Source organism: Pseudomonas sp. XWY-1 (genome assembly GCF_002953115.1).
In the GTDB taxonomy this organism is placed as follows: Bacteria; Pseudomonadota; Gammaproteobacteria; order Pseudomonadales; family Pseudomonadaceae; genus Aquipseudomonas; species Aquipseudomonas alloputida.
The window spans coordinates 5,780,510-5,797,913 of sequence record NZ_CP026332.1; the positions used below are offsets into that span (position 1 = coordinate 5,780,510).

The window sequence follows — 17,404 nt, forward strand, 5'->3', positions numbered from 1 at the left end:
GGCGATTCCGGGGCCTTGCGGCCCCCAAAATCATCAGGCAGAAACCGGCTCAAAGGCTCCGCGCCGCCGGGTCAATACCACCAACCCCGCAGCCCCGGCCGCCATCAGGAACAGCAACGCATGCCCGCTGATCCACTGGCTCCCCGCCCCCGCCAACAACGGCCCGAGCAAACAGCCAATACCCCACAGCTGGGCCACGTGGGCATTGGCCCGTACCAACTCATCATCGCGGTAGCGCTCACCGATCAGCACCAGCGACAAGGTGAACAAGCCGCCGGCACTGGCGCCGAACAACACCCACAACGGCCAGATAACCGGCGTGTGCAACAGCAGCGGGATCGCCAGGCTGGACACCAGCAGGGTCACCGCACAGCCAGTGAACAGGGTACGTCGCGACATATGGTCGGCCAGCGCGCCGATGGGCAATTGCAGCACTGCATCACCCACCACCACGGTACTCACCATGAACAAGGCGATTTCGGTGCTGAAACCCTGCTGCAGGCAATACACCGGCAGCAAGGTGAGGATCATCGCCTCGAACGAGGCGAACAGGGCAATGGCCCAGGCAATTACCGGTAAGCGTCGGCAGAAGGCGAACAGGTCGCCAAAGGTGACACTGCAGGCTTCCGTGCTCGGCGCTCCACCACGCCCCAGCAGAACCAGCGGCGCGGCCAGCAGCAGGCCGGTCGCCGCCCAGAAGCCGAAGTCGTCATCAGAGCCGAGGAAACCCAGCACCAACGGCCCGGCCAACTGGCTCAGGGCGTAGCTGCTGCCATACAGCGCCACCAACCGGCCACGCCACTGTTCGACCACCAGTTGGTTGATCCAGCTTTCGCCGAGGATGAACACCACGGTCAGAGACATGCCGATCATCAGCCGCAGCAGCAGCCATAACGGGTAACTAGGCAGCAGCGCGAGTAGGCCAATCGACAGCGCCCCGCCCCACAGGCATAGGCGCATCGCCGAAGGTACGCCAACCCAACCTGCCAGGCGGCTGGCCAGGCTGGCGCCGGCCAGTACGCCCAACGCCGGCATTGCCGCCATCACGCCGATGGCGAAGCTGCCGTAGCCCCAGGCCTCCAGGCGCAGGGACACCAGCGGCATGCTCACGCCAAGCGCCAGCCCGACACTGAGCACCGATGCCAGTACGGCGAAGTAGGTACCCCAACGCATTACAGCCTCCCAGCCAATATTTCCAGGGGCCCATTTGCGGGCAAGCCCGCTCCTGCAACGGTCGCGAAGACCTGCAGGAGCGGGCTTGCCCGCGAAAAGGACCTACCGGGTTACAGCTTGATCCAGGTCGCCTTCAGCTCGGTGTACTTCTCCAGTGCGTGCAGCGACTTGTCACGGCCGTTGCCCGACTGTTTGAAGCCACCGAACGGCGCGGTCATGTCGCCACCATCGTACTGGTTGACCCAGACGCTGCCTGCACGCACGGCACGGGCGGTCTTGTGGGCCTTGGAAATGTCCGAAGTCCAGATACCAGCGGCCAGGCCATACGGGGTGTCGTTGGCAATGGCCACGGCTTCTTCGGCGGTGTCGAAGGCAATCACCGACAGCACCGGGCCGAAGATTTCTTCCTGGGCAATGCGCATGGCGTTAGTCACGCCGTCGAAGATGGTCGGCTCGACGTAGGTGCCGCCGGTCTCTTCCAGGGTGCGCTTGCCGCCGGCCAGCAGCTTGGCGCCGTCCTTGTGGCCAGCCTCGATGTACGACAGCACGGTGTTCATCTGCTGGGTATCGACCAAGGCACCGACAGTGGTCTGCGGGTCCAGCGGGTTGCCTGGCTTCCAGCCCTTCAGGGCCTCTACCACCATCGGCAGGAACTTGTCCTTGATCGAACGCTCGACCAGCAGGCGGGAACCTGCAGTGCACACTTCGCCCTGGTTGAAGGCGATGGCGCTGGCGGCGGCCTCGGCGGCTGCTTGCAGGTCCGGGGCGTCGGCAAAGACGATGTTCGGGCTCTTGCCACCGGCTTCCAGCCAGATGCGTTTCATGTTCGATTCGCCCGCGTAAACCATCAGCTGCTTGGCGATCTTGGTCGAACCGGTGAACACCAGGGTGTCCACGTCCATGTGCAGGGCCAGTGCCTTGCCCACGGTGTGGCCATAGCCTGGCAGCACGTTCAGCACGCCAGCCGGGATACCGGCTTCGATCGCCAGTTGGGCGATGCGGATGGCAGTCAGCGGCGATTTTTCGGACGGCTTGAGCACGACCGAGTTACCGGTGGCCAGTGCAGGGCCGAGTTTCCAGCAGGCCATCAGCAGCGGGAAGTTCCACGGCACGATGGCACCAACCACACCCACGGGTTCGCGGGTAACCAGGCCAAGCTGGTCATGCGGGGTCGGGGCAACTTCGTCGTAGACCTTGTCGATGGCTTCGGCAGTCCAGTGAATGGCCTGGGCCGCACCTGGGATGTCGATGCTGGAGGAGTCGCCGATCGGCTTGCCCATGTCCAGCGTTTCCAACAGCGCCAGCTCTTCGACGTTCTTGCGCAGCAGGTCGGCGAAGCGGATCAGCTTGGCCTTGCGCTTGGCGGGGGCCAGCTGCGACCACACGCCGGAGTTGAAGGTGGCACGGGCGTTTTCAACAGCGCGGTTGGCATCGGCCAGGTCGCAGCTGGCAACCTTGGCCAGGAAGCGTCCGTCGACCGGGCTCAGGCACTCGAAGGTTTCACCGGATACGGCATCGGTGTATTCGCCGTTGATGAAGGCACGGCCTTCGATCTTCAGTTGCTGGGCACGTTGTTCCCAGTCCGCACGGGTCAGGGTGGTCATACGAAACTCCTCCTCTTGTTTAGGTGCAACGCCGCACTGAGGACTCACAGGCGTTGTCAGAATTCTGGCCGGGCGCCAAGCGCACACTGGCAAGCGATACCCTAAACCAGCCGGTGTAAACTATCAATATATTTGACACGAGAGGCTCAAAAGCCTACTGATGTTCATTTTATTAAACAACAACAGGAGCCGAACCATGAGTATTGATAGCATCATCGACTTCGCGCAGGTCATCACCGAGGCCGAACGCTACCGCCCGGCTGCAGAGAAAATCCTCAAGGGCGAGCCGGACCAGGCGGTCTACAACCATTATTCCAGCCCGTGCGGGCAGTTTGCCGCTGGCGTATGGGAAGGTGAGGTGGGCCAGTGGACAGTGAACTACACCGAGCACGAATACTGCGAGATCGTTCAGGGCGTTTCGGTGCTGCGCGACCAGGACGGTGGGGCGAAAACCCTGCGTGCCGGCGATCGGTTCGTCATCCCCGCCGGCTTCAAAGGCACTTGGGAGGTGCTGGAGCCGTGCCGCAAGATCTATGTGATGTTCGAGCAGAAATAACTATGTAGCGCAGGGAGTTTGCAGGCATGCGTGAGGATGACCCTGCCCGTTTCGGGCCATTCAGCCTCACAAGGAAAATCAGCATGACCAACGAAGAAGTTCTGCAAACCCTCGCCCACCTGGTCGGCACCCGCTACGTGCCGGAGCTGAAAGAAACCATCCGCGCCCTCACCGGGCGCGCTCGCGTTGTTGGCCCCAACGAGATATCCACCCGCGACTACGACGCCGCGCGCATCCAGATCAAGGCCGACGCCGACCTGATGATCCAGAGCTTCAGCTTCAACTGACCCTGACAGCAGCTAAAAAAAAACCCGCTTCCTTTCGGATGCGGGTTTTTTTCAGGTCGCCGATCAATTACTTGATCTTGGCTTCCTTGTACACCACGTGCTTGCGAACAACCGGATCATATTTCTTGATCTCGATTTTGTCCGGGGTGGTGCGCTTGTTCTTGTCGGTGGTGTAGAAGTGGCCGGTACCGGCACTCGAAACCAGACGGATCAATTCACGCATGATGCTCTCCCTTAAACCTTGGCGCCAGCTTTACGGATGTCAACCAGAACGGCGTCGATGCCGCGCTTGTCGATGATACGCATGCCTTTGGCGGAAACGCGCAGACGCACGAAACGCTTCTCGGATTCAACCCAGAAACGGTGGTGCTGCAGGTTCGGCAGGAAACGACGACGGGTTTTGTTGTTTGCGTGGGAAATGTTGTTCCCGGTTACTGGACCCTTACCAGTAACTTGACAGACTCTCGACATGACTCAGCCCTCTAAAACCACATGCCCAACCCGGCATGGGTTGGCCGCTTAATCTCTCAGTCTTTGGCGCCTGGGCGCCGTGATTCTGGAGGCCTTATCGACCGGATCCGCTTATGCGACAGGCCGAGCCCCTAGAAAAGAGCGCTGCTTTATACCAGAAAGACTTGGCTGCAACAACAGTAGATGCACATTACCGCTAGCCAGAACGCGCCGGGCCAGCATAGCGGCAGGCCCCGCCAGTCGTCGACCGCTCGTCGCAAGATTTGCAAAAAAGGGTGTGGTCATTTGCCGGCGGGCGCACTAGGGTAAGCCTTTTCCAGACTGCACTGGCAGATGGGCCACTGACAGCCAAGGAGCCACCATGCGTGTCGCCGCACTTTCCTTATTGTTCACCTCCCTGTTCGCCGCCGGCGTTGCCCAGGCCGCTCCGCTGAGCGTTTGCAGCGAGGCCAGCCCCGAAGGCTTCGACGTGGTGCAGTACAATTCGCTCACCACCACCAACGCCACCGCCGACGTGCTGATGAACCGCCTGGTGGAGTTCGATGCGGCGCAAGGCAAGGTGGTGCCGAGCCTGGCGACCAGCTGGACGGTATCGGCCGACGGCCTGGTGTATGACTTCACCCTGCGCGATGACGTCAAGTTTCACAGCACCCCCTACTTCAAGCCAAGCCGCAAGCTGAATGCCGACGACGTGCTGTTCAGCTTCCAGCGCATGCTCTACCCGGCCCATGCCTGGCACAAGACTGCGCCGGGCGGCTACCCGCATGCCCAATCGCTGCAGCTGGGCAGCCTGATCAAGGCGATCGAGGCACCGTCGCCGAACACCGTGCGCTTCACCCTCAGCCACCCGGACGCCACCTTCCTGGCCACCCTGAGCATGGGCTTCGCCTCGATCTACTCCGCCGAATACGCCGACAAGCTGCTCAAGGCCGGTACGCCGGAGAAGCTCAACAACCAACCGATCGGCACCGGGCCGTTCGTGTTCCAGCGTTTCCAGAAAGACGCCGTGGTGCGCTACCGCGCCAACCCGGACTACTTCGCCGGCAAGCCGGCGGTCGACCCGCTGATCTTCGCCATCACCACCGATGCCAATGTGCGCCTGCAGAAGCTCAAGCGTGGCGAGTGCCAGGTTGCCCTGTCGCCCAAGCCATTGGACATTGCCGAAGCGGGCCAGGACGGTAACCTCAAGGTGGCTACCACCCCGGCATTCATGACTGCCTTCGTCGCCATCAACAGCCAGCACCCGCCGCTGGACAAGCCGGAAGTGCGTCAGGCGATCAACCTGGCCTTCGACAGGCAAGCCTACCTCAAGGCCGTGTTCGAAGACTCTGCGGTGGCTGCCAATGGCCCCTACCCGCCCAATACCTGGAGCTACGCCAAGGACCTGCCCGGCTACCCGCTGGACCTGAAGAAAGCCAAGGCCCTGCTGGCCAAGGCCGGCCTGGCCGAAGGCTTCAGTACCACCATCTGGACCCGGCCCTCGGGTAGCCTGCTCAACCCCAACCCCAGCCTTGGCGCGCAGATGCTGCAAGCCGACCTGGCGAAGATTGGCGTTAAAGCGGAGATCCGCGTGATCGAATGGGGCGAGCTTATCCGCCGCGCCAAGGCCGGCGAGCATGACTTGCTGTTCATGGGCTGGGCGGGCGACAACGGCGACCCGGACAACTTCCTCAGCCCGCAGTTTTCCTGTGCGGCGGTCGAGTCAGGAACCAACTTCGCACGCTTCTGCGACAGCCGCCTCGACCAGCTGATCAGCGCCGGGCGCACCACCAACGACCAGAGCGTACGCAGCCGGCTGTACCAGCAGGCGCAGACACTGATCCAGCAGCAGGCGCTGTGGGTGCCACTGGCGCACCCGACGGCAGCGACCTTGCTGCGCCAAGGCGTCGAGGGGTACCAGGTGAGCCCGTTCGGGCGGCTGGATTTCAGCAAGGTGACGGTGACCAAGTAAGCCTGTACCGGCCTCTTCGCGGGTAAACCCGCTCCTACAGGACAGCGCCAGCCTGGCAGTTGGCGCTACCCCTGTAGGAGCGGGTTTACCCGCGAAAGGGCCCGTACTGACCCTATAAGGCTCTCAGTACTCCCTCAGGCCACAATCCACCCATGCTCGACCATCGACAATGGCTCCCCGTCACCGATGATGATGTGATCCAGCACCCGCACGTCGATCAACGCCAACCCCCGCTTCAACGTCAGGGTCAAATGCACATCGTCCTGACTCGGTTCACTGATCCCTGAAGGATGGTTGTGGCACTTATGGTATATGTTTGGAAACGTTGCAGACGTGGAGCTTCCGATGCCCGCCGCACCACCTCTCGCGGATAGACACTCGCCCGATCTATCGTGCCCCTGAACAGGATCTCAAATGCCAGTGGCCGGTGCTTGGTATCGAGAAACAGACACCCGAACACCTCGCTGGCCTCATGCCTGAGCATGGCTTTCAAGTAGCGTCGCACCGCTGCCGGGCTGTCCATGGCAGACTCCCGCTCAATCGACGTTGCAAGGTGCCTGCGGCCGATCTCAAGCAGTGCCTGCAGCTGGCTGTACCTCACCGGGCCCAACCCAAGCTCGCCGACGAAGGCCTCGCGGTCAGCCTCCAGCAACCGGCGCAAGCTGCCGAACTTCACCAACAAGCCTCGCGAAAGCTCCACGACATTACGCCCACGTACGCCTGAGCCGAGAAAAACGGCCAGCAGCTCCGTATCTGTCAGGCTCCCTGCCCCTCGCTGCAACAACTTCTCCCTAGGCCGTTCTTGCGCCGGCCACTCCCTGATGTTCATTCCACCCCTGCCTTTGCTGCGGCCCATTTCGGCCCTGTGTTAATCTATTTCGCCTCGTACATGCGACGTTCCGCCGCAGGCATTTCAAACGTCGTCGCCCGCTCTCACTGGAAAAAGGCAAGCCTATGCAGCGGCTGTATCGCAAGCGCATCGTTCTCGGCGTGGGTGGCGGCATTGCCGCCTACAAAAGCGCCGAGCTGATTCGCCGTCTCCTGGAGCACGGCGCGCAGGTGCGCGTCGTCATGACCCGGGGTGGTGCAGAATTCATCACCCCGCTGACCCTGCAGGCGCTGTCGGGCCACCCCGTACACATGGACCTGCTCGACCCGGCCGCCGAAGCTGCCATGGGCCATATCGAACTGGCCAAGTGGGCGGACCTGGTGCTGATCGCCCCAGCCACCGCCGACCTCATGGCACGCATGGCCCAGGGCATGGCAGACGACCTGCTGACCACCCTGGTGCTGGCCACTGACGCCACCGTCGCCGTGGCGCCGGCGATGAACCAGGCCATGTGGCGTGACCCGGCCACCCAAGCCAACCTCGAGCTGCTCAAGAGCCGTGGCATTCAGGTGTTCGGCCCGGCATCCGGCAGCCAGGCCTGTGGCGACGTCGGCCTGGGGCGCATGCTCGAAGCCACCGACCTGGCCTGGTGCGCCGCGGAAAGCTTCAAGCGCCAGGCACTGACCGGCAAGCACGTGCTGATCACCGCCGGGCCGACCCAGGAAAACATCGACCCGGTGCGCTACATCACCAATCATAGCTCCGGCAAGATGGGCTTCGCCCTGGCCGAAGCGGCCGCCGAAGCAGGGGCTCGGGTGACCCTCGTCACGGGCCCTGTGCACTTGCCAACCCCTGACCGGGTCAGCCGCATCGACGTCGTCAGCGCGCGGGACATGCTCGCGGCCTGTGAAGCGGCCATGCCGTGCGACCTGTTCATCGCCTCGGCAGCGGTTGCGGACTACCGCCCCGAAGTGGTTGCCACACAAAAACTGAAGAAAGATCCTACGACCGGCGACGGCATGCTGCTGCAGATGGTGCGTAATCCCGATATCCTTGCCACCATTGCTGGCCGCGCCGACCGCCCGTTCAGCGTCGGCTTTGCCGCCGAAACCGAGCACCTGCTCGATTACGCCACGCGCAAGCTCAAGGACAAGAACCTCGACCTGATCGTCGCCAATGATGTGGCCAACCCCAGCATCGGCTTCAACAGCGAAGAAAACGCCTTGACCGTGATCGACCGCCAGCAGCACCAGACCCTCTTCGCGCAGACCAGCAAGGGCAAGATCGCCCGGCAACTGGTCGCCTTCATCGCCGAACGGCTCAACCAGGTTCAATAAGTTACATGCACGCTCTTCAAGCCAAGATCCTCGACCCACGCCTGGGCAGCGAATTCCCGCTACCCGCATACGCCACCCCCGGCTCCGCTGGCCTCGACCTGCGCGCCCTGCTCAAGGAAGACACCATCCTCGAACCGGGCCAGACCATTCTGATTCCTACCGGCCTGTCGATCTACATCGGCGACCCGGGCCTGGCGGCAGTCATCCTGCCGCGCTCGGGCCTGGGCCATAAGCACGGCATCGTGCTGGGCAACCTGGTCGGCCTGATCGATTCGGACTACCAGGGCGAACTGATGGTGTCGTGCTGGAACCGCGGCAACACGCCGTTCACCATCGCGGTTGGCGAGCGTATCGCCCAGCTGGTGCTGGTGCCGGTGGTGCAGGCTCACTTCGACATCGTCGAAGCGTTCGACGAAAGCCAGCGTGGCGCTGGCGGCTTCGGTCACTCCGGCAGCCACTGAGCCGGCAAATGACCGTTCAGGCCAAGGATGGCGAACTCTCTGGCGAAACCACCGTCCAAGCGTTCAGTTTGCGCCTGCCCAGAAAGCCTTTGACTAATGGAGCTTCCAGAGATGAACGACATGGCCCACCTGGTCCCCGCCGCATTGCCCGACAGCATTTTCCGCGCATATGACATCCGCGGCGTGGTCGGCAAGACCCTTCACGCCGAAACCGCCTACTGGATCGGCCGCGCCATCGGCGCGCAAAGCCTGGCCCAGGGCGAACCGCAGGTTTCGGTAGGGCGCGATGGCCGCCTGTCGGGCCCGATGCTGGTGGAACAGCTGATCAAAGGCCTGGTCGATGCGGGCTGCCACGTCAGCGACATCGGCCTGGTGCCCACCCCGGCGCTGTACTACGCAGCCAACGTGCTGGCCGGCAAGTCTGGTGTGATGCTGACCGGCAGCCACAACCCGTCGGACTACAACGGTTTCAAGATCGTCATCGCCGGTGACACCCTGGCCAACGAACAGATCCAGGCCCTGCTGACCCGCCTGAAAACCAACGACCTGACCCTGGCCCAAGGCCGCGTGGAAAAGGTCGAGATCCTCGACCGCTACTTCAAGCAGATTGTCGGCGACGTGAAGCTGGCGAAAAAGCTCAAGGTGGTGGTGGACTGCGGCAACGGCGCCGCTGGCGTGGTTGCACCGCAACTGATCGAAGCCCTGGGCTGCGAAGTGATCCCGCTGTTCTGCGAGGTCGACGGCAACTTCCCCAATCACCACCCGGACCCGGGCAAGCCCGAAAACCTCGAGGACCTGATCGCCAAGGTCAAGGAAACCGGTGCCGATATCGGCCTGGCCTTCGACGGTGACGGCGACCGCGTCGGCGTGGTGACCAACACCGGCAGCATCGTCTACCCCGACCGCCTGCTGATGCTGTTTGCCCAGGACGTGCTGTCGCGCAACCCGGGCGCCGAGATCATCTTCGACGTCAAATGCACCCGCCGCCTGACCCCGTTGATCGAACAGCACGGTGGCCGCGCCTTGATGTGGAAAACCGGCCATTCGCTGATCAAGAAGAAGATGAAGCAGACCGGTTCGCTGCTGGCAGGCGAGATGAGCGGTCACATCTTCATCAAGGAACGCTGGTACGGTTTTGACGACGGCATCTATAGCGCCGCGCGCCTGCTGGAGATCCTCAGCAAGACCGAGCAGAGCGCCGAAAACCTGTTTGCCGCCTTCCCGAACGACATTTCCACGCCGGAAATCAATATTGATGTGACCGACGAGGGTAAATTCAGCATCATTGATGCACTGCAACGCGACGCCGACTGGGGCGAAGCCAACCTGACCACCATCGACGGTGTGCGGGTCGACTACGCCAACGGCTGGGGCCTGGTTCGCGCCTCCAACACCACCCCGGTGCTGGTGCTGCGTTTCGAGGCCGACAGCGACGCCGAATTGCAACGTATCAAGGATGTTTTCCGCACCCAGTTGCTGCGGGTAGAGCCTGAGCTGCAACTGCCGTTCTGACCGACTATCTGTTCCTTACAGGAGCCCTGCATGACCCTCGATCGCGATGCCGCTTCCCATGTAGCCGAGGTTTTGTCCGAAGCACTGCCTTACATCCGCCGCTTTGTCGGCAAGACCCTGGTGATCAAGTACGGCGGCAACGCGATGGAGAGCGAGGAGCTCAAGACGGGCTTCGCCCGTGACATCGTGCTGATGAAGGCTGTGGGCATCAACCCGGTGGTAGTCCACGGCGGTGGCCCGCAGATCGGTGACCTGCTCAAGCGCCTGTCGATCGAAAGCCACTTCATCGACGGCATGCGCGTCACCGATTCGGCGACCATGGACGTTGTGGAGATGGTGCTGGGCGGCCAGGTCAACAAGGACATCGTCAACCTGATCAACCGCCACGGCGGCAGCGCCATCGGCCTGACCGGCAAGGACGCGGAGCTGATTCGCGCCCGCAAGCTGACTGTCAGCCGCCAGACGCCTGAGATGACCACTCCGGAAATCATCGACATCGGCCACGTGGGCGAAGTGGTGAGCGTGAACACCGACCTGTTGAACATGCTGGTGAAGGGCGACTTCATCCCGGTCATCGCGCCAATCGGCGTGGGTGCCAACGGCGAGTCGTACAACATCAACGCCGACCTGGTGGCGGGCAAGGTGGCCGAAGCGCTGAAGGCCGAGAAGCTGATGCTGCTGACCAACATCGCCGGCCTGATGGACAAGCAGGGCCAGGTGCTGACTGGCCTGACCACCGAGCAGGTCAACGAACTGATCGCTGACGGCACCATTTATGGCGGCATGCTGCCGAAGATCAAGTGCGCGCTGGATGCGGTGCAGGGCGGCGTGAACAGCTCGCACATCATCGATGGCCGCGTGCCGAATGCAGTGCTGCTGGAGATCTTCACCGACAGCGGCGTGGGCACCCTGATTACCAACCGCAAGCCGCGCTGATTGATCGGTTAGCCTGCACTGGCCTCTTCGCGGGTAAACCCGCTCCTACAAAGGAAATCCCCGTGTAGGAGCGGGTTTACCCGCGAAAGGGCCAGATCAGGCGGCACAAAAAAAGGCGACCCTCTGAAGAAGGTCGCCTTTTTCATTCCTGGGCCAGGATCAGATCCCGTACTGCGCCCGGTAGGCCTCGACAGCCGGCAGATGCTGTTTCAGCTGTGGATCGTCAGCCAGGAACTCCAGCACCTGGGTCAGCGAAACAATGCTGACCACCGGGATACCGAAGTCGCGTTCCACTTCCTGGATCGCCGACAGTTCGCCATTGCCGCGCTCTTCACGGTTCAGCGCGATCAGTACACCAGCGGCCTTGGCCTGCTGGGCGTTGATGATCTGCATGACCTCACGAATGGCGGTACCGGCAGTAATCACGTCGTCGATGATCAGCACGTCACCGGCCAGCGGCGCGCCGACCAGGCTGCCACCTTCGCCATGGTCCTTGGCTTCCTTGCGGTTGAAGCACCATGGCACGTCCAGCTGATGCTGGTCGGCAAGGGCCACGGCGGTAGTCGCCGCCAAAGGGATACCCTTGTAGGCCGGGCCGAACAGCACATCGAACGGGATCTTGCTGTCGACGATGGCGGCGGCGTAGCAACGCCCCAGCTCAGCCAGTGCGGAGCCGGTGTTGAACAAGCCGGCATTGAAGAAATACGGGCTGGTACGCCCCGATTTCAGGGTGAATTCACCGAAACGCAGTACCCCGCGATCGATGGCAAAACGGATAAAGTCGCGCTGATACGGCTGCATGAATAGTCCCGGACACCACGGATTTAGCTAAATGGGTTGAGCTCGGGTATCATACACGCACGAGATTTTTGGGGCCATTTATGCGGATCATCAGTGTGAACGTAAATGGCATTCAGGCTGCGGCCGAGCGTGGTTTGCTCAGCTGGCTGCAAGCCCAGAATGCCGACGTCATCTGCCTTCAGGATACCCGCGCCTCGGCCTTTGAACTCGACGACCCAGCTTTCCAGCTCGATGGCTATTTCCTTTATGCCTGCGACGCGGAGGTGCCTGCCCAAGGTGGTGTGGCCCTTTACTCGCGCATGCAGCCCAAGGCAGTCATCACCGGCCTGGGCTTCGAGACAGCCGACCGCTACGGGCGTTACCTGCAAGCAGATTTCGACAAAGTCAGTATTGCCAGCCTGCTGCTGCCTTCGGGCATGAACGGCGACGAAGACTTGAACCAGAAGTTCAAGTTGATGGACGACTTCGCCAAGTACCTGGACAAGCAGCGTCGCAAGCGTCGCGAATACATCTATTGCGGCTCGTTCTACGTGGCGCAGCAGAAGCTCGACATCAAGAATTGGCGTGACAGCCAGCAGTCGCCGGGCTTCCTGGCGCCAGAACGCGCCTGGATGGATGCCATCACTGGCGAGATGGGGTATGTCGATGCCTTGCGCGAAGTCAGCCGTGAAGGCGACCAGTACAGCTGGTGGCCGGACAACGAGCAGGCCGAGATGCTCAACCTGGGGTATCGGTTCGACTACCAGATCCTGACCCCGGGCCTGCGCCGCTTCGTACGCAACGCTCGCCTGCCGCGTCAGCCACGCTTCTCCCAGCATGCGCCGCTGATCGTCGACTATGACTGGACGCTGACCATCTAAAAGGCCATTGGGGCTGCGTTGCAGCCCCAATGGTTATTTGATCGGCCGCCAGATCATCGGGTAGCGATAAGGCTTGCCCTCATTCGCCCGCACCGCCGCAATGATGATCAATATCATCACTGCCACCGTGAGCATGGCAAACAGCACCAGCCCGATAAACACGAACATCAGCAGGAAGCAGATGAACCCGGCAATGGTCACGCTGATCTGAAAGTTCAGCGCCTCTTTGCCCTGGGCGTCGATAAAAGGGTCTTGCTCGCGCTTGAGGTGCCATAGCACCAGCGGGCCCAGCAGGTGCCCAAGCGGCACTACCAGGCCCAACAGCGCGGAGAGGTGGCAGAACATCGCCCATTGCCGGATTTCGGCATTGGGCGGGGTGATCGACAGGTTCGAATCGCTCATGCCCCGCACCTCCTTGGCTGGTTTCAGTCAGCCAGTGCTGCCTGCTGCAGTTCGAAAATCTCGTTCATGCCCTTCTGCGCCAAAGCGAGCATGGCGTTGAAATCTTCCGGCTGGAACGGTGCGCCTTCGGCAGTACCCTGCACTTCGATGAAACCACCAGCGCTGGTCATGACCACATTCAGGTCGGTTTCGGCTGCGGAGTCTTCCAGGTAGTCCAGGTCGAGCACCGCTTCGCCCTGGTACATGCCTACCGACACGGCAGCGATCATGTGCTTGAGCGGGTTGCCGCCCTTGAGGCCGCCGCGCTTCTTGATCACTGCCAAAGCGTCGCACAAGGCAACCATGGCGCCGGTGATGGACGCGGTACGGGTACCGCCATCGGCCTGGATCACGTCGCAATCGACGTACAGGGTGATGTCACCGAGCTTGCTCATGTCCAGCGCGGCGCGCAGCGAACGGCCGATCAGGCGCTGGATTTCCAGGGTGCGGCCACCCTGCTTGCCACGGCTGGCTTCGCGCTGGTTACGTTCGCCGGTGGAGCGCGGCAGCATGCCATACTCGGCGGTCAGCCAGCCTTGGCCCTGGCCTTTGAGGAAGCGCGGTACACCGTTTTCAACGCTGACCGTGCAGATGACTTTGGTGTCACCGAACTCGACCAGTACCGACCCTTCGGCGTGCTTGGTGTAGTTGCGGGTGATGCGGATCGAGCGGAGCTGATCGGCAACGCGACCACTTGGACGTTTCATCTGGGATACCTGTACTGGGACTTTGAATCTGCCGAGCATTATAGAGCCCGCAGCCCGGGGAAGACATGCCTATTGTCGCGCCCGGCACAGCCCGTCGCCTTTTCCTACCGCAGTAGCCACCCGTCAGTAACATAGGCGGATTGGGCGCCACGGCGACACTGCGCTACAATCCTGCGCCTTGCAGCCGAGAGGCTCCCACCGTTCATTCATTACGCGAGGTACTTCCCATGGTGCACAGCATGACCGCTTTTGCTCGTGTCGAGCGCGCCGGCAGCCAAGGCACCCTGGTCTGGGAGCTGCGTTCGGTCAACCACCGTTACCTGGAGCCGCACCTGCGCCTGCCCGAGGCCCTGCGCGACCTCGAAGGCGGCGTACGTGAAGGCCTGCGCCAGGGCCTGTCACGCGGCAAGGTGGAATGCACCTTGCGCCTCAACGAAGACAGCAATGGCAAACCGCTGAAAGTGGACCATGAGCGCGCCGCGCAACTGGTTGCCGCCGCCGAGGAAGTGGCTGGCCTGATCAAGCAGCCGGCCCCCCTGAACCCGCTGGAAGTGCTGTCATGGCCAGGCGTGCTGGTGGCCGACACCAGCGACCCCCAGGCACTGAACGCCGAAGCCATGGCGCTGTTCGACGAAGCGCTGGCCGAACTCAAGGCCGGGCGCCAGCGCGAAGGCCAGGAACTGGCCCGGCTGATCAACGAACGCCTGGACAACATGGCCAGCGAAGTCACTACCCTGCGCGCCCTGGTGCCGCAGATGCTGGCGGCGCAGCGGCAGAAGATTCTCGACCGCTTCGGCGACATGCAAGCCGAACTGGACCCACAGCGCCTGGAGCAGGAGATGGTACTGCTGGCCCAGAAAAGCGACGTGGCAGAGGAACTCGACCGCCTCAGCACCCACGTCACCGAAGTGCGCCGCGTGCTCAAGGGTGGCGGCGCCGCAGGCCGACGCCTGGACTTCCTGATGCAGGAACTCAACCGCGAAGCCAACACCCTCGGCTCCAAGGCCTTCGACCCACGCAGCACGCAAGCGGCGGTCAACCTGAAGGTATTGATCGAACAGATGCGTGAACAAGTACAGAACATCGAGTAAGGCCACCCCGACCATGAACCACAGCAGCGGCACCCTCTACATCGTTTCGGCCCCCTCGGGTGCCGGCAAGACCAGCCTGGTCACCGCCCTGACCAAAGACGACCAGCAGATCCGCGTCTCGGTCTCGCACACCACCCGCGCCATGCGCCCGGGCGAGCAGCACGGGGTGAACTATCACTTCGTCGTCCACGAGGAATTCAAGGCGCTGATCGCGCAAGGTGACTTTCTGGAGCATGCCGAAGTGTTCGGCAACTTCTACGGCACTTCACGCAGCGCGCTGCAGCAGACCCTGGACCAGGGCTACGACCTTATTCTGGAAATCGACTGGCAAGGTGCACAGCAAGTGCGCAAGCTGATGCCACAGGCGCTGTCGGTGTTCATCCTGCCTCCAAGCCAGGAGGCGCTTCGCCACCGCCTGGACGGACGCGGGCAGGACAGCGAAGAGATCATTGCCGGGCGCATGAAGGAAGCGGTCAGCGAGATGGTGCACTACGACGAGTATGACTACGTCATCATCAATGATGATTTCGACACGGCGCTGGCAGACTTGAAAGCAGTGTTCCGCTCGAATCGGCTGCTGCTAAAGAAGCAGCAGCAGCGTCATGCGGCATTGCTCAAGCAAATGATCGGCTGAAGATCGATGGGGCTGCATTGCAGCCCTTCGCGGGCACGCCCGCTCCCACGGATTGATCACTGCCTTGAGGCTTGTGCCGCACCTGTGGGAGCGGGCGTGCCCGCGAAGGGCCGCTGAGCGGCCCCAATGGTTTAGTCCTGCAGCGGCAAGGTAGCCTGCTGACGCAGGGTAGCCCCGAGGAAGTACGCCGGCGCACGCATGCGCGACAGCATCATCAGGCCGATGCCAAGCACCGAGATGATCGCGGCAATCACGAACACCAGCCCCAGCCCGCCCACATGCGAGCCGCTGCCAAAGTCCGGCGAAGCACTGTCGATGGCGGTACGCACGAAGATCACCGACAAGATCACCCCACCCACCAGCGGGCACAGGCCGCGCATGATGAAGTGGCGCAGGCTGTCAAACAGGCTGTCGCGGAAATACCAGACGCAGGCAAACGCGGTCAGCGAATAGTAGAAGCAGATCATCATGCCCAGTGCAGTGATGGTATCTGCCAGTACGTTCTCGCTCAGCGTACGCATGGTCACGTAGAACAGGCCTGCGGCCACGCCGGCGCAGATGGTGGCATAGCGCGGCGTTTGCGAGCGCGGGCAGACGCTGGCGAACTTCTGCGGTACCGCACCGTAATAACCCATGGCCAACAGGGTGCGCGCCGGCGCCACGAAGGTGGACTGCAGCGACGCCGCCGTACTGGCCAGCACGGCGATGGACATCAGGATCGCCAGCGGCCCCATGACCGGGCCGGCCAGGTGGGCAAAAACGTTCTCCTGGATGCGCGGGTTGTTCAGGCCCAGACCCGTTTCACTGATACCGGCAAACTGCAGGGTGGCGATGGCGGTGAACAGGTACAGGCCCAGGATCAACATCACGGTCCAGGTAGCGGCCTTGCCCGGCACCTCTTCGCTGCCCACCGATTCTTCACTGACGGTCAGGCAAGTGTCCCAGCCCCAGAAGATGAAGATCGACAGTGACAGGCCAGCGGCAAAGGCCGAGAACGACTCGACACCGAACGGGTTGAACCAGGCGAAATCGAAGGCCAGCGGTGGCGGCGCGGTAGTGCCGCCGAAAGCGGCGAACGCAAAGCCGATCAACACCAGCAGCTGCAGGGCCACCAAGCCGTACTGCACGGTCATTGTGGTGGCGATACCCCGACAGCAAATCCACACTGCCAGGCCAATGAACATGCAGCAGGTAACGATATTGATCAACAGGTTGTCGGCCAACGCTGCCAGCTCATGCTTGCCGGTGATCTGGCCAAGGAACAGGTAGAAGAAATCCACCGCCACACCTGCCAGGTTCGACAGCACGATCGTGGTGGCAACCACCAGTCCCCAGCCGCCGATCCAGCCGATCATCGGGCCGAATGCACGCGCCGACCAGGTAAACGAAGTACCGCTGTCAGGCTCCGCCGAGTTCAGCTCGCGATAGCCCAGCGCCACCAGCAGCATCGGCAGGAAGCCCACGATGAACACGGCAGGCAGGTGGGCACCCACCTCTCGCACGGTAGGGCCAAGGGCGCCGGTCAGGGTATAGACCGGGGCGATGGTGGAAATGCCCAGCACCACGCTGGCCAGCAGCCCCAACCGGCCCTTGGCCAGGCCTTTGCTGCGCTGAGTGTTGCCCGCGTCGGCCGCCACATCGGGTGGGCGGCCGGCTTCTGTGTAATTGCTCATGAGTATTTGCCGTAAATTTTGGAATTGTTTTAACAAGCCTTGGATACAAGGCTCGCTTTCACTCATTGAAAGCTTGCTAT

General features: G+C 62.2%; 17 protein-coding genes and 2 pseudogenes. 10 read left to right on the plus strand and 9 right to left on the minus strand.

The features are described 5' to 3' along the window. Positions 1-33: 33 nt before the first annotated feature. Positions 34-1,173, minus strand: a complete 1,140-nt coding sequence (locus PRJ_RS27000) for an MFS transporter (RefSeq protein WP_003253511.1) — start codon at positions 1,171-1,173, stop codon at positions 34-36. 110 nt (positions 1,174-1,283) lie between these two features. Further along, on the minus strand, positions 1,284-2,777 hold the full coding sequence (locus tag PRJ_RS27005; protein WP_010955785.1) for an aldehyde dehydrogenase: 1,494 nt from the start codon (positions 2,775-2,777) through the stop codon (positions 1,284-1,286). Between the two features lie 196 nt (positions 2,778-2,973). Here PRJ_RS27005 and PRJ_RS27010 point away from each other — a divergent pair, with 196 nt between their 5' ends. Together PRJ_RS27010 and PRJ_RS27015 are read left to right on the plus strand one after the other, a co-directional pair. Next, entirely contained in the window at positions 2,974-3,333 is a 360-nt protein-coding gene (locus PRJ_RS27010) for a cupin domain-containing protein (RefSeq protein WP_003258971.1), read from the plus strand. 83 nt (positions 3,334-3,416) lie between these two features. Next, positions 3,417-3,620, plus strand: a complete 204-nt coding sequence (locus PRJ_RS27015) for a hypothetical protein (protein WP_064493079.1) — start codon at positions 3,417-3,419, stop codon at positions 3,618-3,620. 67 nt (positions 3,621-3,687) lie between these two features. Here the strand turns inward: PRJ_RS27015 and rpmG are convergent, their stop codons facing one another. Next, positions 3,688-3,843: a 50S ribosomal protein L33 gene (gene rpmG / locus PRJ_RS27020; protein ID WP_003253507.1), complete on the minus strand. Its 156-nt coding sequence runs from the start codon at positions 3,841-3,843 to the stop codon at positions 3,688-3,690. A gap of 11 nt (positions 3,844-3,854) precedes the next feature. Beyond that, the gene (gene rpmB, locus PRJ_RS27025) at positions 3,855-4,091 is read right to left on the minus strand and encodes a 50S ribosomal protein L28 (protein WP_003253504.1); all 237 of its coding nucleotides are present in this window, start codon (positions 4,089-4,091) and stop codon (positions 3,855-3,857) included. 361 nt (positions 4,092-4,452) lie between these two features. Between rpmB and PRJ_RS27030 the strand changes: the two genes are divergently transcribed. Then, the gene (locus PRJ_RS27030; RefSeq protein ID WP_104962818.1) at positions 4,453-6,042 is read left to right on the plus strand and encodes an ABC transporter substrate-binding protein; all 1,590 of its coding nucleotides are present in this window, start codon (positions 4,453-4,455) and stop codon (positions 6,040-6,042) included. Between the two features lie 134 nt (positions 6,043-6,176). On the opposite strand, the pseudogene radC reads toward PRJ_RS27030, so the two are convergent. After that, positions 6,177-6,871, minus strand: a pseudogene (gene radC, locus PRJ_RS27035) (DNA repair protein RadC). 125 nt (positions 6,872-6,996) lie between these two features. Between radC and coaBC the strand changes: the two are divergent. The 4 genes and pseudogenes from coaBC to argB all read left to right on the plus strand — a co-directional run bounded on the left by coaBC (position 6,997) and on the right by argB (position 11,117). Next, positions 6,997-8,208, plus strand: a complete 1,212-nt coding sequence (gene coaBC, locus PRJ_RS27040; RefSeq protein WP_003253409.1) for a bifunctional phosphopantothenoylcysteine decarboxylase/phosphopantothenate--cysteine ligase CoaBC — start codon at positions 6,997-6,999, stop codon at positions 8,206-8,208. A gap of 5 nt (positions 8,209-8,213) precedes the next feature. Continuing rightward, positions 8,214-8,669, plus strand: coding sequence for a dUTP diphosphatase (gene dut / locus PRJ_RS27045; protein WP_021785242.1), 456 nt, complete (start codon positions 8,214-8,216; stop codon positions 8,667-8,669). A 144-nt stretch (positions 8,670-8,813) separates the two neighbouring features. Then, a pseudogene (locus PRJ_RS27050) lies at positions 8,814-10,181 on the plus strand (phosphomannomutase/phosphoglucomutase); the annotation flags it as partial. 30 nt (positions 10,182-10,211) lie between these two features. Further along, positions 10,212-11,117, plus strand: coding sequence for an acetylglutamate kinase (gene argB / locus PRJ_RS27055; RefSeq protein WP_004575216.1), 906 nt, complete (start codon positions 10,212-10,214; stop codon positions 11,115-11,117). A 159-nt stretch (positions 11,118-11,276) separates the two neighbouring features. Here argB and pyrE read toward each other — a convergent pair whose 3' ends face one another. Next, positions 11,277-11,918: an orotate phosphoribosyltransferase gene (gene pyrE / locus PRJ_RS27060; RefSeq protein ID WP_003253405.1), complete on the minus strand. Its 642-nt coding sequence runs from the start codon at positions 11,916-11,918 to the stop codon at positions 11,277-11,279. An 80-nt stretch (positions 11,919-11,998) separates the two neighbouring features. Between pyrE and PRJ_RS27065 the strand changes: the two genes are divergently transcribed. Continuing rightward, a complete protein-coding gene (locus PRJ_RS27065; RefSeq protein ID WP_003253401.1) occupies positions 11,999-12,778 on the plus strand; it encodes an exodeoxyribonuclease III in 780 nt (259 codons plus the stop codon). Between the two features lie 33 nt (positions 12,779-12,811). Here PRJ_RS27065 and PRJ_RS27070 read toward each other — a convergent pair whose 3' ends face one another. After that, entirely contained in the window at positions 12,812-13,180 is a 369-nt protein-coding gene (locus tag PRJ_RS27070; RefSeq protein WP_003253399.1) for a DUF4870 domain-containing protein, read from the minus strand. A gap of 23 nt (positions 13,181-13,203) precedes the next feature. Beyond that, positions 13,204-13,926 carry a ribonuclease PH gene (gene rph / locus PRJ_RS27075; RefSeq protein WP_003253397.1) on the minus strand — a complete coding sequence of 241 codons (723 nt, stop codon included), beginning with the start codon at positions 13,924-13,926 and terminating at the stop codon, positions 13,204-13,206. A 227-nt stretch (positions 13,927-14,153) separates the two neighbouring features. Between rph and PRJ_RS27080 the strand changes: the two genes are divergently transcribed. Then, entirely contained in the window at positions 14,154-15,017 is an 864-nt protein-coding gene (locus PRJ_RS27080) for a YicC/YloC family endoribonuclease (RefSeq protein ID WP_010955794.1), read from the plus strand. A 13-nt stretch (positions 15,018-15,030) separates the two neighbouring features. Continuing rightward, positions 15,031-15,651, plus strand: coding sequence for a guanylate kinase (gmk, locus tag PRJ_RS27085; RefSeq protein ID WP_010955795.1), 621 nt, complete (start codon positions 15,031-15,033; stop codon positions 15,649-15,651). 131 nt (positions 15,652-15,782) lie between these two features. Here gmk and PRJ_RS27090 read toward each other — a convergent pair whose 3' ends face one another. Further along, entirely contained in the window at positions 15,783-17,324 is a 1,542-nt protein-coding gene (locus PRJ_RS27090) for an APC family permease (RefSeq protein WP_104962820.1), read from the minus strand. Between the last annotated feature and the right edge of the window lie 80 nt (positions 17,325-17,404).

What these genes read in the sequence shown, in the direction of transcription:
- dut (WP_021785242.1), top strand. Translation starts at nt 8,214, where the DNA reads ATGCACGCTCTTCAAGCCAAGATCCTCGACCCACGCCTGGGCAGCGAA.
- coaBC (WP_003253409.1), top strand. Translation starts at nt 6,997, where the DNA reads ATGCAGCGGCTGTATCGCAAGCGCATCGTTCTCGGCGTGGGTGGCGGC.
- PRJ_RS27090 (WP_104962820.1), bottom strand. Translation starts at nt 17,324, where the DNA reads ATGAGCAATTACACAGAAGCCGGCCGCCCACCCGATGTGGCGGCCGAC.
- PRJ_RS27030 (WP_104962818.1), top strand. Translation starts at nt 4,453, where the DNA reads ATGCGTGTCGCCGCACTTTCCTTATTGTTCACCTCCCTGTTCGCCGCC.
- pyrE (WP_003253405.1), bottom strand. Translation starts at nt 11,918, where the DNA reads ATGCAGCCGTATCAGCGCGACTTTATCCGTTTTGCCATCGATCGCGGG.
- gmk (WP_010955795.1), top strand. Translation starts at nt 15,031, where the DNA reads ATGAACCACAGCAGCGGCACCCTCTACATCGTTTCGGCCCCCTCGGGT.
- PRJ_RS27000 (WP_003253511.1), bottom strand. Translation starts at nt 1,173, where the DNA reads ATGCGTTGGGGTACCTACTTCGCCGTACTGGCATCGGTGCTCAGTGTC.
- PRJ_RS27005 (WP_010955785.1), bottom strand. Translation starts at nt 2,777, where the DNA reads ATGACCACCCTGACCCGTGCGGACTGGGAACAACGTGCCCAGCAACTG.
- PRJ_RS27015 (WP_064493079.1), top strand. Translation starts at nt 3,417, where the DNA reads ATGACCAACGAAGAAGTTCTGCAAACCCTCGCCCACCTGGTCGGCACC.
- PRJ_RS27065 (WP_003253401.1), top strand. Translation starts at nt 11,999, where the DNA reads ATGCGGATCATCAGTGTGAACGTAAATGGCATTCAGGCTGCGGCCGAG.
- PRJ_RS27080 (WP_010955794.1), top strand. Translation starts at nt 14,154, where the DNA reads ATGGTGCACAGCATGACCGCTTTTGCTCGTGTCGAGCGCGCCGGCAGC.
- PRJ_RS27010 (WP_003258971.1), top strand. Translation starts at nt 2,974, where the DNA reads ATGAGTATTGATAGCATCATCGACTTCGCGCAGGTCATCACCGAGGCC.
- argB (WP_004575216.1), top strand. Translation starts at nt 10,212, where the DNA reads ATGACCCTCGATCGCGATGCCGCTTCCCATGTAGCCGAGGTTTTGTCC.
- PRJ_RS27070 (WP_003253399.1), bottom strand. Translation starts at nt 13,180, where the DNA reads ATGAGCGATTCGAACCTGTCGATCACCCCGCCCAATGCCGAAATCCGG.
- rph (WP_003253397.1), bottom strand. Translation starts at nt 13,926, where the DNA reads ATGAAACGTCCAAGTGGTCGCGTTGCCGATCAGCTCCGCTCGATCCGC.
- rpmB (WP_003253504.1), bottom strand. Translation starts at nt 4,091, where the DNA reads ATGTCGAGAGTCTGTCAAGTTACTGGTAAGGGTCCAGTAACCGGGAAC.
- rpmG (WP_003253507.1), bottom strand. Translation starts at nt 3,843, where the DNA reads ATGCGTGAATTGATCCGTCTGGTTTCGAGTGCCGGTACCGGCCACTTC.